Annotated in this window: 17 protein-coding genes; 11 read left to right on the forward strand and 6 right to left on the reverse strand. The window is 73.9% G+C overall.

Annotation, left to right across the window (positions count from 1 at the left end):
- Positions 1-954 carry an EamA family transporter gene (locus IE321_RS07575; RefSeq protein WP_190222230.1) on the reverse strand — a complete coding sequence of 318 codons (954 nt, stop codon included), beginning with the start codon at positions 952-954 and terminating at the stop codon, positions 1-3.
- Between the two features lie 138 nt (positions 955-1,092).
- Here IE321_RS07575 and IE321_RS07580 point away from each other — a divergent pair, with 138 nt between their 5' ends.
- The gene (locus tag IE321_RS07580) at positions 1,093-1,602 is read left to right on the forward strand and encodes a MarR family winged helix-turn-helix transcriptional regulator (RefSeq protein WP_043230084.1); all 510 of its coding nucleotides are present in this window, start codon (positions 1,093-1,095) and stop codon (positions 1,600-1,602) included.
- Positions 1,603-1,808: 206 nt separating this feature from the next.
- Here IE321_RS07580 and IE321_RS07585 read toward each other — a convergent pair whose 3' ends face one another.
- Genes IE321_RS07585 through IE321_RS07595 form a run of 3 tightly spaced genes read right to left on the reverse strand, consistent with a single transcriptional unit; the run spans position 1,809 to position 4,421 of the window.
- Positions 1,809-2,036, reverse strand: a complete 228-nt coding sequence (locus IE321_RS07585) for a hypothetical protein (protein ID WP_043230086.1) — start codon at positions 2,034-2,036, stop codon at positions 1,809-1,811.
- A gap of 20 nt (positions 2,037-2,056) precedes the next feature.
- Positions 2,057-4,144: a 4-alpha-glucanotransferase gene (gene malQ, locus IE321_RS07590; protein WP_190222231.1), complete on the reverse strand. Its 2,088-nt coding sequence runs from the start codon at positions 4,142-4,144 to the stop codon at positions 2,057-2,059.
- 1 nt (position 4,145) lies between these two features.
- Positions 4,146-4,421 carry a hypothetical protein gene (locus tag IE321_RS07595; protein WP_043230088.1) on the reverse strand — a complete coding sequence of 92 codons (276 nt, stop codon included), beginning with the start codon at positions 4,419-4,421 and terminating at the stop codon, positions 4,146-4,148.
- A gap of 310 nt (positions 4,422-4,731) precedes the next feature.
- On the opposite strand from IE321_RS07595, the gene IE321_RS07600 reads away from it, so the two are divergent.
- Positions 4,732-7,920 (forward strand): glycoside hydrolase family 84 protein, encoded by a 3,189-nt coding sequence (locus IE321_RS07600; protein ID WP_190222259.1) that lies wholly within the window; start codon positions 4,732-4,734, stop codon positions 7,918-7,920.
- 64 nt (positions 7,921-7,984) lie between these two features.
- Here the strand turns inward: IE321_RS07600 and IE321_RS07605 are convergent, their stop codons facing one another.
- Positions 7,985-8,548 (reverse strand): HNH endonuclease, encoded by a 564-nt coding sequence (locus IE321_RS07605; RefSeq protein ID WP_043230089.1) that lies wholly within the window; start codon positions 8,546-8,548, stop codon positions 7,985-7,987.
- A 240-nt stretch (positions 8,549-8,788) separates the two neighbouring features.
- On the opposite strand from IE321_RS07605, the gene IE321_RS07610 reads away from it, so the two are divergent.
- The 7 genes from IE321_RS07610 (at position 8,789) to IE321_RS07640 (ending at position 16,886) form a co-directional block, all read left to right on the forward strand.
- On the forward strand, positions 8,789-9,871 hold the full coding sequence (locus IE321_RS07610) for a mechanosensitive ion channel family protein (protein ID WP_051842701.1): 1,083 nt from the start codon (positions 8,789-8,791) through the stop codon (positions 9,869-9,871).
- 246 nt (positions 9,872-10,117) lie between these two features.
- Positions 10,118-11,326, forward strand: a complete 1,209-nt coding sequence (locus IE321_RS07615) for an ROK family transcriptional regulator (RefSeq protein WP_043230092.1) — start codon at positions 10,118-10,120, stop codon at positions 11,324-11,326.
- A gap of 69 nt (positions 11,327-11,395) precedes the next feature.
- Complete coding sequence (locus IE321_RS07620) at positions 11,396-12,742, forward strand: ABC transporter substrate-binding protein (protein ID WP_043230094.1); 1,347 nt, start codon at positions 11,396-11,398, stop codon at positions 12,740-12,742.
- A gap of 136 nt (positions 12,743-12,878) precedes the next feature.
- Positions 12,879-13,760 carry a carbohydrate ABC transporter permease gene (locus IE321_RS07625; RefSeq protein ID WP_226651893.1) on the forward strand — a complete coding sequence of 294 codons (882 nt, stop codon included), beginning with the start codon at positions 12,879-12,881 and terminating at the stop codon, positions 13,758-13,760.
- Positions 13,761-13,763: 3 nt separating this feature from the next.
- Positions 13,764-14,636 (forward strand): carbohydrate ABC transporter permease, encoded by an 873-nt coding sequence (locus IE321_RS07630; RefSeq protein WP_043230096.1) that lies wholly within the window; start codon positions 13,764-13,766, stop codon positions 14,634-14,636.
- A 7-nt stretch (positions 14,637-14,643) separates the two neighbouring features.
- The gene (locus IE321_RS07635) at positions 14,644-15,909 is read left to right on the forward strand and encodes a 6-phospho-beta-glucosidase (RefSeq protein ID WP_043230098.1); all 1,266 of its coding nucleotides are present in this window, start codon (positions 14,644-14,646) and stop codon (positions 15,907-15,909) included.
- Positions 15,900-16,886 carry an N-acetylglucosamine kinase gene (locus tag IE321_RS07640; RefSeq protein ID WP_372470218.1) on the forward strand — a complete coding sequence of 329 codons (987 nt, stop codon included), beginning with the start codon at positions 15,900-15,902 and terminating at the stop codon, positions 16,884-16,886. The genes IE321_RS07635 and IE321_RS07640 overlap by 10 nt, the downstream gene beginning before the upstream one ends.
- Positions 16,887-17,187: 301 nt before the next feature.
- On the opposite strand, the gene IE321_RS07645 is transcribed toward IE321_RS07640, so the two are convergent.
- Entirely contained in the window at positions 17,188-17,895 is a 708-nt protein-coding gene (locus tag IE321_RS07645) for a helix-turn-helix domain-containing protein (protein ID WP_190222233.1), read from the reverse strand.
- A 323-nt stretch (positions 17,896-18,218) separates the two neighbouring features.
- On the opposite strand from IE321_RS07645, the gene IE321_RS07650 reads away from it, so the two are divergent.
- Together IE321_RS07650 and IE321_RS07655 are read left to right on the forward strand one after the other, a co-directional pair.
- Entirely contained in the window at positions 18,219-18,965 is a 747-nt protein-coding gene (locus IE321_RS07650) for a peptidoglycan-binding domain-containing protein (protein ID WP_190222234.1), read from the forward strand.
- Positions 18,966-18,982: 17 nt separating this feature from the next.
- On the forward strand, positions 18,983-19,747 hold the full coding sequence (locus IE321_RS07655) for a D-Ala-D-Ala carboxypeptidase family metallohydrolase (protein ID WP_190222235.1): 765 nt from the start codon (positions 18,983-18,985) through the stop codon (positions 19,745-19,747).
- The last annotated feature ends 78 nt before the right edge of the window (positions 19,748-19,825 follow it).

Here is a 19,825-nt window from a genome sequence, read left to right on the forward strand (position 1 = left end):
CTACCGTCGCATTCCCGAAACCTCCAGGTCCATCGAAACTTCCTGACCGTTCTTTTCAGTGGAACTGAACGGTACGGCTCCGGCCCCGGCAGCCCTGGGCTTCGCGGGGGCCAGCTGGCCGGCCAGGGTGGCGCCGAAGGCGATCACCATGCCGAGCACCTGCACGGGACCGAGGGCCTGGCCGAGGGCGACCCAGCCGATGACGGCGGCGGTGATCGGGGAGAGCGGGCCGAGCAGGGTGACCGAGGAGGCGCTCAGCCGCTCGATGCCGCGGAACCAGAGGAAGTAGGAGATCGCGGTGTTGCCGAGGGCGAGGTAGGCGTAGCCCGCGAGGTGGGTGCCGGTGAGGGCGGGCGGGGCGCCCTCGACCAGGAAGGCGATCGGGAGGATGACCAGGCCGCCGGCGGTGAGCTGCCAGCCGGTGAGGGCGAGGGCGCCGACGCCCTCGGGCCGGCCCCAGCGCTTGGTGAAGACGACGCCCGCGGACATCGAGAGGGAGGAGAGCAGTCCGGCGAGGACGCCGACCAGATCGAAGGCGGCCCCCGCCTTGAGCACCACGAGGCTGACGCCGAAGGCGGCGGCGACGGCGGTGAGCAGGGTCCTGGTGGTGGGCTTCTCGGCGAGGAAGAGGGCGGCGAGGCCGACGACGAAGAGCGGGCCGACGGAGCCGACGACGGCGGCGACTCCGCCGGGCAGCCGGTAGGCGGCGAGGAAGAGCAGCGGGAAGAAGGCCCCGATGTTGAGCGCGCCGAGGACCGCCGACTTCCACCACCAGGCGCCGCTCGGGAGCTTGCGGGTCAGCGCGAGGAGCAGCAGGCCGGCGGGGAGGGCCCGCATCAGGCCGGTGAAGAGGGGCCGGTCGGGCGGCAGGAACTCGGTGGTGACGAAGTAGGTCGAGCCCCAGGAGATCGGGGCGAGGGCGGTGAGCGCGACGACGGCGGCCTTGCGGGACATGGCAGGACTCCCCCTGAAGCGGTGCGGCCCCGGCGGTCCGGAGCGCGACTGGCTTGGCGGTAATTAACTTAGCACTAAGCTACTTACTTGCAAGTGGCTTTCTTGCCATCGACCGGGAAGGGGCGGAACACTGAGGTCATGAAGACGCAGCCCCCGGCGCACGACGCCGTCGACGCCATCACCGACCAGTGGGCGGCCGTCCGCCCCGACCTGGACACGCTCCCCATGGCGGTCTTCGGGCGCATCTACCGGCTGGCCGCCGCCATGCGCGGCAAGGTGGACAAGGCGTACGCGCCGTACGGCATGGCGCTCGGGGAGTTCGACGTGCTCGCGACGCTGCGCAGGTCCGGGGAGCCGTACACGCTCTCGCCGCGCGAGCTGACCGCCACCCTGATGATCACCACCGGCGGGATGACCGGCCGGCTGGACAAGCTGGAGAAGGCCGGACTGCTCACCCGCAGCCCCGACCCGAACGACCGGCGCGGACTGCGCGTCACGCTCACCGAGCGCGGCCGGGAGCTGGTGGACCAGGCGGTCGGCGCGGGCCTGGAACGGCAGCGCGAGGCGCTGGAGCCGGCGCTGACCGAGGAGGAGGCCGAGCAGCTCGCCGGACTCCTGCGGAAGCTGCTCGCGACGACGGCCGCGTGACGGTCGGCGCGTCCGGGCGGCCGTCGCCCGGACGCGGCACGGTCACCGCCCGGACGGACGCCGCCCGGACGGTCACGGCTCCGGCCGACGGCGCGGGCATGCGGTCCGCGTGTCCGCGTGCGGACGCGCGAGGGCGCCGCACGGCCTCTCCGGCCGGGCGGCGCCCTCGTCCCGCTACAGGTGGAGGCCCTGGGGCCTCCCGGGGGTCACGCCTTCTTGGACTTGTCGAGGACCATCACCAGACCGGTGATGACCAGGAACAGCACCAGCGGGGCGGCAACGAACAGGCCGAGGGTCTCGATGACCTCCAGCTTGGGGGCCGGGTCGTCACCGTCGTCGCGGGTCAGCGCGAGCGCGGGGGACGACATGAGCAGCATCATCAGCGTCGTACCGGCCGCGACGGCGCCGGCGCGCAGGGCGTTCTTCTTGTCCACGGTGCAAAAGTAGCGAACACCTAAACGGCCCGCGCGCCCGGGGGTGCCGTACGGGCTCCGACCCCCTCGGCGGCGGTCCGCAGCAGCGCGTGCGCGCGGGGCGAGGCGGCGATCCGCTCCAGGGTGAGCGGCTGTCCGTCGGGGCCCGCGACCGGCAGCCGCCAGTTGGGGTACTCGTCCCAGGTGCCCGGCAGGTTCTGCGGCCTGCGGTCCCCCACCAGGTCCGGCAGCCAGACCCCCACCATCCGGGCCGGGGTGCGGGCCAGGAAGCGGTGCAGGGCCCGGATCTCGGCCTCCTCGTCGCCCGGCCCCTCCGGGAGCAGCCCGAGCCGCTGGAGGATCCCGCGCCACTCGGCCGTCTCCGCCGCGTCGGCGGCCCGCTCACGCGCCAGGTCGCCGGTGAGCAGGCCCAGCCGGTGCCGCAGCACCACGTGGTCGCCGGAGAGCCGGGCGGCGGTGGGGGGCAGGTCGTGGGTGGTGGCGGTGGCCACGCAGTCGGCCCGCCACGCCTCGGGCGGCAGCGGGGCGCCGCCGCCGTCCCAGTCCCGCTCGAACCAGAGCACCGAGGTGCCGAACACCCCGCGCGCGGCGAGGGCTTCGCGGACGCCCGGCTCGACGGTGCCCAGGTCCTCGCCGACGACCAGGGCGCCGGCCCGGTGCGCCTCCAGGACGAGGACGGCCAGCATCGCCTCGGCGTCGTACCGGACGTAGGTGCCCTCGGTGGGCTCCCGGCCCTCCGGCACCCACCAGAGCCGGAACAGGCCCATCACGTGGTCGAGGCGCAGCGCGCCCGCGTGCCGCAGGAGTTCGCGCAGCAGCCCGCGGTACGGGGCGTACCCGGCGGCGGCGAGGGCGTCGGGCCGCCACGGCGGCAGCCCCCAGTCCTGGCCGCGGGAGTTGAAGGCGTCCGGCGGGGCGCCGACCGACATCCCGGCGGCGAAGTCGCCCTGCCGGGCCCAGACGTCGGAGCCCTCGGGGTGCACGCCGACGGCCAGGTCGTGGACGAGCCCGACCGCCATCCCGGCCTCCCGCGCCGCCTCGGCCGCCTCGCCGAGCTGTCGGTCCGTCAGCCAGGCGAGCCGGCAGTGGAAGTCGACCCGGGCGGCCAGCGCCGCGTCGGCGCGGACCGCCGCCGCGGCGCCGTCGGGGGTGCGCAGCGGTGCGGGCCAGGAGCGCCAGCGCGGGCCGTGGAGTTCGGCCAGCGCCTGGTAGGTGGCGTGGTCCTCCAGGGCGCGGCCGCGTTCGGCGAGGAAGTCGTGGTACTCGGCGCCGCGGCCGGGGCCGGGCTCGACCGCGGCGAGGAGTTCCAGGGCCCGGAGCTTGAGCGCCCAGACGGCGTCCCGGTCGATCGTGGTGCCCTTGGCGAGGACGCTCTCGCGGAGTTCGGCGGCGGAGGCGAGGATCCCGTCCAGCTCCTCGCGCCGGCCGGGGTCCAGGTGGGCGTACTCGGGGATCCGCTCGATCCGCAGGTGGACGGGGTCGGGGAAGCGCCGGGAGGAGGGGCGGTACGGCGAGGGGTCGCAGGGAGCCCCGGGCACGCCCGCGTGCAGCGGGTTGACCTGGACGAAGCCGGCGCCGTGCGCGCGCCCCGCCCAGGAGACGAGTTCGCGCAGGTCGCCGAGGTCGCCCATGCCCCAGGAGTGCTCGGAGAGCAGCGAGTAGAGCTGCACGAGCAGGCCGTACGCGCGCGTCGCCGGGGCGGGCACGCGCGCGGGGGCGACGATCAGGGTGGCGCGGGCGGTGCGCCCGTCGGGCGCCTCGGCGTCCACGGTGTGCACGCCGAGCGGCAGCCGCTCCCAGTCGTCGCCGGCGCGGACCTCGCCGGTCTCGGTGGTGACCCGGAGCAGGGTCCCGTCGGGCAGCCCGTCCGGCGGGCGCACCGGCTCGCCGCCGGTGTGCCGGACCAGGGTGGGCGGGAGCAGGCGCTCCCGGTCGGCCCGCTCCGCCGCGCCGAGGGAGGCGGCGACCGCCTCCGGGGTGGTCGCGTCGACCCCGAGGGCGCCGAGCACCGCGATCACGGTGGCCTCGGGCACGGGCGCGGTGACGCCCTCGGACGGGCTGAACGCGGTGGCGACGCCGTGACGGGCGGCGAGGCGGGCCAGGGTCACTTCACACTCCGGGGGACTCCGTGCCGCACCGGCCTCCGGGGGCGGTGGGCTCGCTGGTGAGGGGGGCGGCGCCGGTGAGCGGCGGCTCGCTGGTGAGGGGCGCCGCGCCGGCGAGCGGGGGCTCGCTGGTCAGCGGCGCGAGGTCGGCGCACGGGGGCTCGCTGGTCAGCGGCGCGTCGGCGGCCGGCGCGGGCTCGCCGGCCGACGGGGCGCCGCCGGGTGCGGCCTGACGTGGGATCCGTATCCGTCCGGAGAGGTGGCGGGCGGTCGTGGTCACGGGGGTCTCCCGGGTCTCGTCTCGACGTGGTGGCCGGCCGGCGGCGGGTGGCCGCCGGCCGTGGGTGCGACGAGTGATAGCCCTACCCACCACACCTCCCTTTGCCCCTTTTACCGGGGGAAGTCGGCGAAAGGGCGACAGCTCGCCGGTGGTTCGCCGGGCAAAGCCGACACTTCGCCCCGGCGGATTGACACCCGCGTGCGACGGGTGGTGGGCTCGTGATCCGCTCGTTACCAACCGGCCGGGCGGGGCCCGCCCCTGACGACCCGGCGGGTTCCGGCCCCGGCGAAGGGAGACCGCCGTGACCCCCGTGCGTCCGGGACGCGGACCGCGTACGGCGACCGCGGTCGCCGCCGCCGTCATCGGCGGACTCCTGGGCGGTGCCGTGCCCGGTGCGGCGGGCGCCGTCCCGCTCCCCGTGACCGTGCCCGACCTGGCCGCCTCTCCCGCGCCCGCGAAGGCCCCCACCGGGCCCGCCGCGAGCCCGGCCGTGCCCGCGCCCCGGACCGGCTCCCCGCGCGTGGCGCCCGCGGTGCCCGCCGTGTGGCCCCGGCCGCAGTCGCTGACGGCCGCCGGGCCGGCCGTGCGCCTCGGGGAGCGGGTCACGCTCGTCGCGGACGAGGACGCCGATCCGTACGCCCTCGCGGCGCTGCGGGCGCTGCTCGGCGAGGCCGGGGTGCGGAGCGTCCACGAGGGGCTGCCGGGCGCCGGGCCGGTCGTCCGGGTCTCGGGCCCGTCCGGGGAGGCGGCGCAGGAGGCGCTGGCCTCCTTCGGGGTGGCCGAGCGGGCCGATCTGCCGGCCGGCGGCTACCGGCTGGCCACCGGCCGCTTCGGCGGGCGGGACACGGTGGTGCTGGACGGGGTCGGCGAGGACGGGCTCTTCCACGCGGTGCAGACGCTCCGCCGGCTCCTCGGCGAGGGGACGGACGGCCTCGGCGGCGAGGTGCCGGGCGTCGTCGTCCGGGACTGGCCGGGGACCGCCGAGCGGGGGATCGCGGAGGGCTTCTACGGCACCCCGTGGACGACGGAGCAGCGCCTGGCGGCGGTCGACTTCCTGGGCCGCACCAAGCAGAACCGCTATCTGTACGCGCCGGGCGACGACCCCTACCGGGCGGCGCAGTGGCGCGAGCCCTACCCGGAGGCGCAGCGGGCCGGGTTCCTGGCGCTGGCCGAGCGGGCCCGGGCGAACCACGTGACGCTCGGCTGGGCGGTGGCGCCCGCGCAGTCGATGTGCCTGTCCTCGGACGAGGACGTGGCGGCGCTGACGCGGAAGCTGGACGCGATGGCGGAGCTCGGCTTCCGCTCCTTCCAGCTCCAGTTCCCCGACGCCGGGTACGGCGAGTGGACCTGCGACGAGGACGCCGACGCCTTCGGGCGGGACGCGGCGGGCGCGGCCCGGGCGCACGCGCGCGTGGCGAACACCGTGGCCCGGCACCTGGCCGGGCGCCGGCCGGACGCCGAGCCGCTGACGGTGCTGCCGACGGAGTACTACCAGGAGGGCACCAGCGAGTACCGCTCGGCGCTCGCGGAGGCCCTGGACCCGCGCGTGCGGGTGGCGTGGACGGGCGTGGGGGTGGTGCCGCGCACCGTCACCGGCACCGAACTGGCCGGGACGCGGGCGGCCCTGGGGCAGCGCCCGCTGGTCACCCTGGACAACTACCCGGTCAACGACTACGCGCAGGACCGGCTCTTCCTGGGGCCGGTCCGGGGCCGGGAGCCCGCGGTGGCGGCCGGTTCCGCCGCCTATCTGGCGCACGCGATGGAGCAGCCGGCCGCCTCCAGGATCCCGCTGTTCACCACCGCCGACTTCGCCTGGAACCCGCGCGGCTACCGGCCCGGGGAGTCCTGGCGGGCGGCCGTCGCCGACCTGGCGGGCCCCGATCCGGCCGCGCGGGCCGCGCTCGGCGCCCTGGCCGGGAACGCGGCCTCGTCGATCCTCGCCCCGGACGCCGAGTCGGCCGGTCTCAAGCCGCTGATGAGCGCCTTCTGGTCGGCCCGGGCCGCGGGTCCGGCGGCGGCCCGGGAGAAGGCGGGCGCCGAGCTGCGGGCCGCCTTCGACGTGGTGCGGGAGGCGGCGGAGCGGCTGGCCGGCACGGCGGACGGCGCCCTGCGCGCCGCGGCCGGGCCCTGGCTGGAGCAGTTGGCGCGGTACGGGGCGGCGGGCGAGGCGGCCGTCGACATGCTCCTCGCGCAGGCGCGCGGGGACGGGCCCGCCGCCTGGCAGGCGCAGTTGCGCCTGGAGCCGCTGCGGCCGCGGATCGCGGCGAGCGGGGTGACGGTCGGCGACGGGGTCCTGGACCCCTTCCTGGAGCGGGCGGCGAAGGAGGCGGCGGCCTGGACGGGCGCCGACCGGGACCCGGAGCGCGCGGTGGACCGGGCCTCCGGCTCGTACACGGTGAAGCTGGACCGGTCGCGGCCGGTGGAGTCGGTGACGGTGCTCACCGGGAAGCCCTCGGACAGGCCGGCCGGCGGCGGGGAGCCGGGCGACGGGAAGGCCGCGCACGCGCGCGTGGAGGCGTATGTGACGGGCGAGGGCTGGCGGCCGCTGGGGCCGCTGGACTCCTCGGGCTGGACGCAGACCGAGCTGAAGGGGCTGCGCGCGGAGGCGCTGCGGATCGTCTGGGACGGCGAGGGCCCGGCGCCCGACGTGCGGTCGCTGGTGCCGTGGTTCGCGGACGGGCCCAAGGCCGGCCTGGAGCTGTCCCGGAGCACGGCGGACCTGGAGGCCGGCGGCCCGGCGGGCCGGGTGGACCTGGAGCTGACGGGGCGGCGGGCGGCCGAGGTGCGGGACGCCCCGACGGCGCGGGCGCCGAAGGGGATCTCGGTGCGGCTGCCGAAGGAGGCCGCGGTGGAGCGCGGCGGCACGACGACGGTGCCGATGGAGGTGTCGGTGGCGCCCGGCACGCCGTCCGGGGAGTACCGGGTGCCGGTGTCGTTCGCGGGCGAGGAGCGGGTGCTGACGGTGCGGGCCTTCCCGCGCACCGGCGGCCCGGACCTGGCCCGGACGGCGACGGCCTCCTCCTCCGGCGACGAGACGGCGGACTTCCCGGCCGCGCTGGCGGTGGACGGCGATCCGGCGACCCGCTGGTCCTCGCCGGCGGAGGACGGGGCGTGGTTCCAGCTGGAGCTGGCCGAACCGGCCCGGATAGGGCAGGTGGTGCTGCACTGGCAGGACGCGCACGCCTCCCGCTACCGGGTGCAGGTATCGGCCGACGGCCGGAACTGGCGGACCGCGGCGACCGTGCCGGAGGGCCGGGGCGGCCGGGAGTCGGTGCGGATGGACGCGGCGGACACCCGCTTCCTGCGGGTGCAGGGCGAGAAGCGGGCGACGCCGTACGGCTACTCGCTCTGGTCGGTGGAGACGTACGCGGTGACGCCGCCGGAGGAGGGCTCCCCGGAGGCGAAGGCACCGGAGACGAAGGCGCCGGAGGCGAAGGCGCCCGGTACGGAGACGCCGGGTACGGAGACGGACGCGCCGGAGGAGGGCGTCGCCCCCTGAGCGGCGGCGCCCTCGGCTCCGTACCCCTGGCCGGACCGGCCGGGAAACACGAGAGGCCCGGATCTCAGCCGGTCGTCAACGCCCCCGCGGGGGTGTCGGCGACGGAGTCGATCCGGGCCATCGCGTCCTCGGCGCCGTACGGCGTGAGGTAGGGCAGCCATCGTGGGTCCCGGTGGCCGGTCCCGATGATCCGCCAGGCCAGGCCGGTCGGCGGCGCGGGCTGGTGGCGCAGCCGCCAGCCGATCTCCCGCAGGTGCTTGTCGGCCTTGAGGTGGTTGCAGCGGCGGCAGGCCGCCACCACGTTCTCCCAGGCGTGCGTCCCTCCCCGGCTGCGCGGGATGACGTGGTCGACGCTGGTCGCCACTCCCCCGCAGTACATGCAGCGCCCGCCGTCGCGTGCGAAGAGGGCCCTGCGGGTCAAGGGAACGGGCCCCCGGTAGGGGACCCGCACGAAGCGCTTCAGCCGTACCACGCTGGGCGCGGGGACGATCTGATGCTCGCTGTGCAGGAAGGCGCCGGACTCCTCGATGCAGAGGGCCTTGTTCTCCAGTACGAGGACGAGTGCGCGGCGGAGCGGTACGACGCCCAGGGGCTCGTACGACGCGTTGAGGACCAGGACATGCGGCACGGATGCCTCCTATGACGCCGGCGGCGCGTGGCTCGCGCCGGGACGAACTGCTCTCAGTCTCTCCTCATGCCTGGTCGGAGCGCCACCACGTTCCCGCGATCGCGGGGGACGCGGCGGACGTGTTCTCGACCACACCGGCATGTCTTCCGGGTATGTGCCCGGGTGAGGTCGGTCTCTCCCTCGAACAGGGCAACGGGTGCACGTCCGATGCCCCGTTAGGGTGGATGGCCTGCGTACGCGATGCCTGGAGGTTGTCCCGTGTCCTGGTCCGTCCTGGCGGCCGCCACCGAACCCGAGCCCATCCCGGTGTCTCTGGACGAGGCGGCGGAGAAGGCCACCAACGCGGCGAGCTGGGTGGAGGAGAACTGGTCCACCTGGCTCAACACCGGTCTGCGCATCCTGCTGATCGTGATCGTCGCCCTGATGCTGCGGTGGGCCGTCCGGCGCGCCCTGACGAAGCTGATCGAGCGGATGAACCGCTCCGCCCAGGCGGTGCAGGGGACGGCGCTCGGCGGACTGCTCGTCAACGCGGAGCGCAGGAGGCAGCGGTCCGAGGCGATCGGCTCGGTGCTGCGGTCGGTGGCGTCGTTCCTGATCCTGGGCACCGCCGGACTGATGGTGCTCGGCGCCTTCGACATCGACCTGGCGCCGCTGCTCGCCTCGGCCGGTGTGGCCGGTGTGGCGATCGGCTTCGGCGCGCGGAACCTGGTGACGGACTTCCTCTCCGGCGTCTTCATGATCCTGGAGGACCAGTACGGCGTCGGTGACTCGGTCGACGCGGGCGTGGCCTCCGGCGAGGTCGTCGAGGTCGGGCTGCGGGTGACGAAGCTGCGCGGGATCGACGGCGAGATCTGGTACGTGCGCAACGGCGAGATCAAGCGGATAGGGAACCTCAGCCAGGGCTGGGCGACGGCGGCGGTGGACGTGACGGTCCGGCCGACGGAGGACCTGGACGAGGTGCGGTCGGTGATCGCGGCGGCGGGCGAGGCGATGGCCAAGGACGAGCCGTGGAACGAGCGGCTGTGGGGTCCGGTGGAGGTGCTGGGCCTGACCGAGGTGCTGCTGGACTCGATGACGGTCCGGGTCTCCGCGAAGACGATGCCCGGCAAGAAGCTGGGCGTCGAGCGCGAGCTGCGGTGGCGGATCAAGCGCGGTCTGGACGAGGCCGGCATCCGGATCGTCGGCGGGCTGCCCCCGCAGGCGGAGGAGGCGGCGGCCGACCCGACGGCGGGCATGGCGGCCCCCTCGGTCTTCTCGAACGCGGCCTCGCCGCAGTCGGCGGCGGCCACCCCGCTGCCGAGGACGGACCTCTCCAAGCCCTGACGGCCCGTCCCCCGGGCCCTCGGCGCACGCCCCGACCGCCCGTCCCCACGGGCCTCGACGCCCCCGTCGGCAACGCTTCGGTTGCCGACGGGGGCGTCTCGCGTTCACGGGTATTGACGGCCAGGTGGCGGCCGTCCTACCGTCCTCCCACCGGATAGGAAACTTTCCTAACAGTGTGGTGGGAAGCAGGGCCGCCGCGAGGCGCCAGAATGGGCCTCCCAGCATCGAAGGGCAGGTACGAACGTCATGGCAGGTACCCAGGGAACCCCTGGCACCCCGCGCGTGCTGCGGGCCATGAACGACCGCGCCGCGCTCGACCTCCTGCTGGAGCACGGCACCCTCTCGCGGACCCGGATCGGCAAGCTCACCGGCCTCTCCAAGCCGACCGCCTCCCAGCTCCTCGCCCGCCTCGAAGCCGCCGGCCTGGTCCGCGCCACCGGCACCACCGAGGGCCGGCCCGGCCCCAGCGCCCAGCTGTACGCGCTGAACCCGGACGCCGGCCACGCCGCCGGACTCGACGTCAACCAGCACCGCATCCGCGCCGCCGTCGCCGACATCACCGGCACCGTCACCGGCGAGTACGAGCTCCGCACCGGAGGACGTACCGGCGACGGAGTCGTCCGGCAGGTCACCGACGCCCTCGACGGGGCCGTCGCGGCCGCCGGGCTCACCCGGGCCGACGTCCGACGGCTGGTCATCGGCACCCCCGGCGCCTTCGACCCGGCCACCGGGCGGCTCCGCTACGCCTCCCACCTCCCCGGCTGGCACTCCCCCACCCTCCTGGAGGAGCTGGCCGCGGTCCTGCCCATGCCCTTCGAGTACGAGAACGACGTCAACCTGGTGGCCATCGCCGAGCGGGCCGTCGGCGCCGCCCGCGGCCACGAGGACTTCGTCCTGCTGTGGAACGAGGAGGGCCTCGGCGCCGCCCTCGTCCTCGGCGGCCGGCTGCACCGGGGCTTCACCGGCGGTGCCGGCGAGGTCGGCTTCCTCCCGGTCCCCGGCACCCCGCTGGTCCGCCAGGTCACCAAGGCCAACTCCGGCGGCTTCCAGGAGCTCGCCGGCGTCCAGTCCGTGCCCCGGCTCGCCCGCGCGGCCGGCATCGACACCCCCGACCACCCCTATGTGCCGGTGGCCTCCGGGCTGCTCGCCCGGGCCGCCGAGACCCCCGACGAGGGCCCGCACGCGGAGCTGCTCGACCGGTACGCCGAACGGCTCGCCACCGGTCTCGCCTCCCTCACCGCCGTCCTCGACCCCGAACTGATCGTGCTGTCCGGAGACGTCCTCGTCGCCGGCGGCGAACCGCTGCGGGCCCGCGTCCAGGCCGAGCTCGCCGACCTCGCGGCCTCCCGGCCGCGGCTGGTCCTGACCGCCGTCCCCCGTGAACCCGTGCTGCGCGGGGCGCTGGAGAGCGCCCTCGCCACCACCCGCGACGAGGTCTTCGACACCTCGCGCTGACCCCGCACCAGGCCCCGTACCAGGCTCCTTCCCCCCTTCCCCCTCCGCCCCGCCCAGGGAGACATCGCCATGTCCGCACGCCCGCGCAGAGCCGTCGCCGCGCTCGCCGCCACCGCCTCCATCGCCCTCTTCGCCGGCGCCTGTACCGGCTCCGCCGGCACCAAGGCGAGCGACGACCCCAAGGCCGAGACCACGATCACCTTCTGGCACGGCTGGTCGGCCCCGGCCGAGGTCAAGGCGATCGAGGACAACGTCGCCCGCTTCACGAAGGCCCACCCGAACATCAAGGTGAAGGTCGTCGGCAACATCAACGACGACAAGCTCGGCCAGGCGCTGCGCGCGGGCGGATCCAACGGCCCGGACGTGGTCGCGTCCTTCACCACCGCCAACGTCGGCAAGTTCTGCCACACGGGCGCGCTCGCCGACCTCAAGCCCTTCGTCGAGAAGGACAAGCTGGACCTGGACAAGATCTTCCCGAAGGTCCTCCAGGACTACACCCAGTTCGAGGGCAAGCGCTGCACGCTGCCGCTGCTCTCCGACGCGTACGGCCTCTACTACAACAAGGACGCCTTCCGCGAGGCCGGCCTCGACCCCGAGGCCCCGCCGAAGACCTGGTCCGAGTTCACGAAGGCCGCCAAGGCGCTGACGAAGGCCAAGGGCGACTCCTTCGAGCGGCTCGGCTTCATGCCGAACTACCTCGGCTACGAGACGGTCGTCTCGCACTACATGTCGCAGTGGGGCCACGGCGGCTACTTCGACAAGGACGGCAGGTCGACGGCGGCCTCCGACCCGGCGTTCGCCGAGATGATGACGTACCAGAAGTCGCTGGTGGACGCGCTCGGCGGCTTCCAGAAGCTGGACAAGTACCGCACCACCTTCGGTGACGAGTGGGGCGCGAAGCACCCCTTCCAGACCGGCCAGGTCGCCATGCAGCTGGACGGCGAGTGGCGGCTGAACTTCATCAAGGACGCCAAGGTGCCCTTCGAGGTCGGCGTCGCCCCGCTGCCCGTCGCCGACGACGAGGTGGCCGAGTACGGCAAGGGCTACCTCTCCGGCACGATCATGGGCATCGCCCCGCAGTCGGAGAAGCAGAACGCCGCCTGGGAGCTGGTCAAGTACATGACCACGGACACCGAGGCGGTGGTGAACTTCGCCAACGCCATCGGCAACGTCCCCTCCACCCTCGACGCCCTCAAGTCCCCGGACCTGAAGTTCGACGCCCGCTTCAAGACCTTCCTCGACATCGCCCGGCACCCGAAGTCCACCACCTCGGACGGCGCGGTGAACGGCTCCGCGTACCAGGACACCCTCCAGAAGTTCGCCCAGCAGTACGAGAAGGGCCAGGTCTCCGACCTGAAGAAGGGGCTCGCCGACACCGCCGCCCAGATCGACCGCGACATCGCCGCGGCGAAGTGACGGCCGGACCCCGCCCATGAGCACGGACACCCTGCCCGCGACGGAGGCGGCCCCGGCCGCCTCCGGCTCCACCGCCGCCCGGCGCAACACCCTGCGGTCCCGGCGCCGGAGCAACGCCCTGCGGACGCTGGCCTTCATGTCGCCCTGGCTGATCGGCTTCGGCTTCTTCTTCGTCTACCCGCTGGTCTCGACCGTCTACTTCTCGCTGATGAAGTACGACGGGCTCAACGCGCCGGAGTGGCGCGGCCTGGACAACTGGGAGTACGTCTTCACGTCCTTCCCGCAGTTCTGGCCCGCCCTGCGGAACACCCTCTGGCTCTGCGTCGTCATGGTGAGCTGCCGGGTCGTCTTCGGACTCGGCATCGGCATGCTCATCACCAAGATCAAGACGGGTGCCGGGATCTTCCGGACCCTCTTCTACCTGCCCTTCCTGGCCCCGCCGGTGGCCGCGACGCTCGCCTTCGTCTTCCTGCTCAACCCCGGCACCGGACCGGTCAACACCCTCCTGGAGGCCATCGGCCTGCCCGCCCCCGCCTGGTTCACCGACCCGGCCTGGGCCAAGCCGGCCCTGACCCTCCTCGCCGTGTGGGGCATCGGCGACCTCATGGTCATCTTCATGGCCGCCCTGCTCGACGTGCCCAAGGAGCAGTACGAGGCCGCCGAACTGGACGGCGCGAACGGGCGGCAGCGGTTCCGGCACATCACGCTGCCGAACATCTCGCCGATCATCCTGTTCGCGGTGGTCACCGGGATCATCGGCGCGATGCAGTACTACACCCAGCCGATCGTGGCCTCGAAGGTCGCCTCCGGCGTGATGGGCGGCTCCGGCGTCACCTTCGTCCCCGGCTACCCGGACGACTCCACGCTGACCCTGCCGCAGCTCGTCTACAGCCTCGGCTTCAGCCAGTTCAACTACGGCGCGGCCTGTGTGGTGGCGCTCGTGCTCTTCGCCTTCTCCATGGCCTTCACCGCGCTGCTCATGCGCCGGCGCGGCGGCCTGATCGGCTCGGGTGACTGAACCATGACCCTCACCGCCCCCGTGACCGGCACCGCCGCGAGGCGGGCCCGCCGGACGGCCCTGCTGCACTGGATCGCCGTCCACTCGCTCGGGATCGCCGCGGCGCTCTTCTTCGTGCTGCCGTTCGTCTTCGTGGTCCTCACCTCGCTGATGAGCGACCAGCAGGCGCTGACCCGCGACCTCACCCCGGACTCCTGGCACTTCGGGAACTACCTCAAGGTCTTCGAGACCGAGGGCTTCCTCACCTGGTGGAAGAACTCCCTGCTGTACGCCGGGCTCGGCACCGTCCTCGTCGTGGTGTCGTCGCTGCCCGTGGCGTACGCGCTCGCCAAGTTCCGCTTCCGCGGCCGGCACCTGTCGCTGCTGCTGGTGATCTCGATGATGATGCTGCCGCCGCAGGTCGTGATCATCCCCATGTACCTGTTCTGGGCCCAGCAGATGGACCTCTCCGGCTCGCTGTGGCCGCTGATCATCCCGATGGCCTTCGGCGACGCCTTCGCGATCTTCCTGCTGCGGCAGTTCCTCCTCACCATCCCCGACGAGTACGTCGAGGCGGCCCGGATCGACGGCTGCGGCGAACTGCGCATCCTGCTGCGGGTCGTGCTGCCGATGGCGAAGCCGGCCGTCGCCGCCGTCGCCCTCTTCCAGTTCTTCTACTGCTGGAACGACTACTTCGGGCCGCAGATCTACGCCTCCGAGAACCCGGCCGCCTGGACGCTCAGTTACGGCCTGGAGTCCTTCAAGGGCGCGCACCACACCGACTGGAACCTGACCATGGCCGCGACCGTACTGGTCATGGCCCCCGTGATCCTCGTGTTCTTCTTCGCGCAGAAGGCGTTCGTCGAGGGAGTCACACTGACCGGAGTGAAGGGCTGATACGAGAATGAAGCTCGCTGTCGTGGGGGGCGGATCGACCTACACCCCCGAACTGATCGACGGATTCGCGCGGCTGCGCGACACCCTGCCCCTCACCGAACTCGTCCTCGTCGACCCGGCCGCCGACCGCCTCGACCTCGTCGGCGGGCTCGCCCGCCGGATCTTCGCCAAGCAGGCGCACGACGGACGGATCACCACCACGACCGACCTCGACGCCGCCGTCGAGGGCGCCGACGCCGTCCTCCTCCAGCTCCGCGTCGGCGGCCAGGCCGCCCGGAACCAGGACGAGACCTGGCCGCTGGAGTGCGGCTGCGTCGGCCAGGAGACCACCGGCGCCGGCGGCCTCGCCAAGGCGCTGCGCACGGTCCCCGTCGTCCTCGACATCGCCGAGCGGGTCCGCCGCGCCAACCCCGACGCCTGGATCATCGACTTCACCAACCCCGTCGGGATCGTCACCCGCGCCCTGCTGGGCGCCGGGCACAAGGCCGTCGGCCTGTGCAACGTGGCCATCGGCTTCCAGCGGAAGTTCGCGAAGCTCCTCGACGTGGCCCCCTCCGAGGTCCACCTCGACCACGTCGGCCTCAACCACCTCACCTGGGAGACCGGCGTGCGGCTCGGCGGCCCGGACGGCGAGGACGTGCTGCCGCGCCTGCTCGCCGAGCACGGCGACGCCATCGCGGGCGACCTGCGCCTGCCGCGCCCCGTGGTGGACCGGCTCGGCGTCGTCCCCTCCTACTACCTGCGCTACTTCTACGCGCACGACGAGGTGGTGGAGGAGCTGCGCACCAAGCCCTCGCGGGCCGCCGAGGTCGCCGCGATGGAGAAGGAACTCCTGGAGATGTACGGCGACCCGGCGCTCGACGAGAAGCCGGCGCTGCTCGGCAAGCGCGGCGGCGCCTTCTACTCGGAGGCGGCCGTGGACCTGGCGGCCTCGCTGCTGGCGGGCGGGGGTTCGCCGTACCAGGTGGTCAACACCCTCAACAACGGCACGCTGCCGTTCCTGCCGGACGACGCCGTCATCGAGACGCAGGCGGCGGTGGGCACGAACGGGGCGGTGCCGCTGCCCGTGGCGCCGGTCGACCCGCTGTACGCCGGGCTGATCGCGCACACGACGGCCTACGAGGACCTGGCGCTCGACGCCGCCCTGCGGGGCGGCCGGGAGCGGGTCTTCAAGGCGCTCCTCGCGCACCCGCTGGTCGGGCAGTACGCGGCCGCCGAGCGGCTCACCGACCTGCTGGTCGCGCACAACCGGGAGCACCTCGCGTGGGCGTGAACCTGAACGGGGTGCTCCTCGCGGTCGACGCAGGGAACAGCAAGACCGACGTGGCGGTGCTCGCGCCGGACGGCACGGTGCTGGGGACGGCGCGCGGCGGCGGGTTCCAGCCCCCGCTGGTGGGGGTGGCGGAGGCGGTCGACACGCTGGCGGAGATCGTCGGGCGGGCCTGGCGGGCAGCGGGCGGCCCGGCGGACCCCCGCTTCGCCCATGTCACCGCCTGTCTCGCCAACGCCGACCTGCCGGTCGAGGAACTGGAGCTGGAGCGGGAGCTGCTGGGGCGGGGGTGGAGCCGTTCGGTACGGGTCCACAACGACACCTTCGCCATACTGCGGGCCGGGCTCGACGAACCGCGCGGGGTGGCCGTGGTCTGCGGCGCGGGCGTCAACTGCGTGGGCATGACCCCGGACGGGCGGACCGCCCGCTTCCCGGCGATCGGCAAGATATCCGGGGACTGGGGCGGGGGCGGCGGCCTCTCGGACGAGGCCATGTGGTTCGCGGCCCGCGCGGAGGACGGCCGGGGCGCGCCGACCGAGCTGGCCCGCGCGCTCCCCGCGCACTTCGGCCTGGACACGATGTACGCGCTGATCGAGGCCGTGCACCTGGGCCGGATCCCGCACGACCGGCGGCACGAGCTGGCGCCGGTGCTGTTCCGGGTGGCGGCGGAGGGCGACCCGGTGGCGCTGGCCCTGGTGCACCGGATGGCCGAGGAGGTCGTGGCGCTGTCGACGGTGGCGCTGCGGCGGCTGGAACTCCTGGACGAGGAGGCGCCGGTGGTGCTCGGCGGCAGCGTGCTGGCCGCCCGGCACCCGCAGTTGGAGTCCCGGATCCGCGAACTGCTCACCGAGCGGGCGCCGAAGGCGGTCGTCCGGTTCGTCACGGCGCCGCCGGTGCTGGGCGCGGGGCTGCTCGCCCTGGACGAGGCGGGCGCGGACGCGGAGGCGGCGGAGCGGCTGCGGGAGCACTACGCGGCCTGACGCCACGGCGAGGGGCGTCCTCCGGCACGGAGGCGCCCCACCGGCATGTTCACCTGTTCGAGCGATCCCCCGGACGGAACCGATCCGGGGGATCCGACGTATTCAGAGTGAGGGGTGTTCGAAGAGGGTTCGAGGAGAGTGCGGGGAGAGTCCGGGGAGACGTCGAGGGGGGTTCGCCTGCGGAAGTCCCGTGGGGGTGGGGCACGATAGGCACAAGATCGTGTCATTCCCGGTGTGCGGGCGGGCCGCCTGCGGCCATACTGCTCGCCGGGGTCGATCGACGTCGAGACCGAGGGGGAGGTCACGTGACACAGCCGCCGAGCGCGCCCGCCGGGGCGCCGGACACCGCAACCGCGCCCGCGCGGCCGACGGTGCCGGGGCAGGTCTCGCGCGCCGCGGCCGTCGGGGCCGCGCCTCCGGCGGGCTCCGCGGCCGGACCGGCCCCGGCCCGCGCGGACCCGTCGGCGCCGTCGGGCTCTCGGGACGAGGCCGGCGCGCCACCCGCCGCGGGTCGCTCCTCCCGTAAGGGTTCCCCGTCCCGTACGGGCTTCCCCCGGCCCGTCGGCTCCTCCGGCCCCGGCCCCGGCGCCGTCCCGTCCCGGCCCTCGTCCTGCCCCTCGCCCCGGCCCTCCGGTCCCGGGCCGTCCGTCCCCTCTCGCTCTCCCCGCTCCGGCTCTTGCTCCCCCTGGGCCTCCGGTCCGGCTCCTTCGCGTCTGCTTCTGCGGGCCAGTTTCTCGGCGTGTTCCCAGAGGGCGATCAGGGGCGTCGGGTCCTGTCCGACCACGTCCGCGAGCTGCTGGATCGCGGCGCGGCTCGGCCACTGCTTCCCGTTGAGGAAGCGTTCCCAGGACGAGCGGCTGTAGTGCGTCTTCTCGGCGAGCCGGCCGTAGCTCAGACCGAACTCCTCCTTGATCCGGCGCATCCCCGCCAGGACCCGTTCGCGGACGGCCCTGAGCTCGGCGTCCCGCCGACGCCGCTCGTCCCGGGCCCGCTCCTCGACAGCAGTCATCCGAAGTCTCTCCCCCGTGTTGAACCCCCCTTGCAGGCAAGGGAGTTCATGAACAACGTGCCGCTACCTGCGGCAGGACTTTGTCACACCGGGACACCCGCGTCCCAGCGGACTCACAGACCTCCGAGGCATGCTCAAGTGATCTGCGCCACAAACAGCGGAGTGAAGCGGGTCGTCCCGCCCCGTCCCGTCCCGCAGGCCCCCGGCGTCCCGCCCGTCCCGGTCCCGTCCCGTATCGCTCGCGAGAACCTCCGAAGCGACAGCCATGGCAGCAGCATGACTTCGGCCGCTCCCCGATCCACCGCGAAGACAAGGACCCCCGAGTGACACCCACCCGAACGCCGGACCTCCGGCGCCGCCTGCCGCTCGCCCAGGCGGCGCTCGTGCTGGCCGCCGCCCTGCTCGCCGTGCTGGCGCCCTCCGTCCCCGCGCACGCCCTGGACTCCACCACCTGGATACAGCGCAACCTCGCGGGCATCGGCTACCTGCCGGCCGGCGGGATCGACGGCGTCTACGGCGCGCAGACCACCGCCGCGGTCCGCTCCTTCCAGCAGGACAACGGGCTCGCCGAGGACGGCGACTACGGAAGCCGCACCGAACTCGCCCTGCACAACAAGGTGAAGGAGGTGCAGCGCAAGGCCGGCGCCACGGCCGACGGCGCGTACGGCGACGGCACCAAGTCCAAGGTGACGTCCTGGCAGCAGGCGAACGGCCTGTCCGCCGACGGTGTCGCCGGCCCCGCGACGATGAACGCGATGCGGGTGGCCCGCACCGTGAAGATCACCGCACAGTGGAAGATCACCGAGCACGGCTGGTCCGTGAGCGGCCAGTTCGGCTGCCTCGACAACCTCTGGATCCGCGAGAGCACGTGGAAGGTGTACGCGACGAACCCCTCGTCCGGCGCCTACGGCATCCCGCAGTCCCTGCCCGGCGACAAGATGGGCGCGGCGGGCCCCGACTGGCAGACCAACCCGGCCACCCAGATCGAGTGGGGACTCGACTACATCAAGTCCCGCTACGGCACTCCGTGCGGGGCGTGGTCCTTCTGGCAGTCCCACAACTGGTACTAGGCGAAGAGGAGTTCACCATGACATCGGCATCCGACCTGTCCCGCCGTTCACTGCTGCGCCTCGGCGCCGGCGCGGCCGCGGCCACCGGTCTGGCCGTCGGCGGCGGTCTGGTCCTGGCTTCCCCGGCCGCCGCGTACGGCTGGCCCCCGCAACTCGCCCAGGGCGCGAGCGGCGCGGCCGTCACGGAGCTCCAGATCCGGATCGCGGGCTGGGCGGCGGGCTCGGCCCAGCAGACGTACGTCACCGTCGACGGCCAGTTCGGCCCCGGGACCGGCGCGGCGCTGCGCCGCTTCCAGGCGGCGTACGGGCTCTCCGCCGACGGGGTGGCCGGGCCCCAGACCTTCGGCAAGCTCAACGCGCTGGAGAGCTCCGACGGGTCGACCGCGCACTTCGACTTCTCCGAGTTCCAGAGCAAGGACGGCTCGGGCTTCTCGGGCGGCAAGGTGGGCGCGGCGACCGTGAAGGAGAACGTGCGCCGCAACATGTACAAGCTGGAGGCGCTGCGCAAGAAGTGCGGCGACCGGGCCGTCACGGTCAACTCCGGCTTCCGCAGCATCTCCCACAACTCCTCGGTGGGCGGTGCCTCGAACTCCATGCACCTGTACGGCATCGCCGCGGACGTCGCCATCTCCGGGCTGTCCACGAAGAGCATCTACCAGAACGCCGAGACCTGCGGCTACTCGGGACTGGAGACGTACACGGTGTCCTGGCAGCACGTGGACTCCCGGGTCGAGCACGCGTACGGCTCGCAGTCGTGGTGGTGGGAGGACGGCGTGGCCTGACCTCGGACGCGTGCCTTCCCATGGCGGCCACATGAGGTGCGACGTGGATCACAGCCAGAGACGGCGCGGAAGGGAACC

The organism is Streptomyces hydrogenans (assembly GCF_014656075.1).
GTDB classification, from domain to species: Bacteria; Actinomycetota; Actinomycetes; order Streptomycetales; family Streptomycetaceae; genus Streptomyces; species Streptomyces hydrogenans.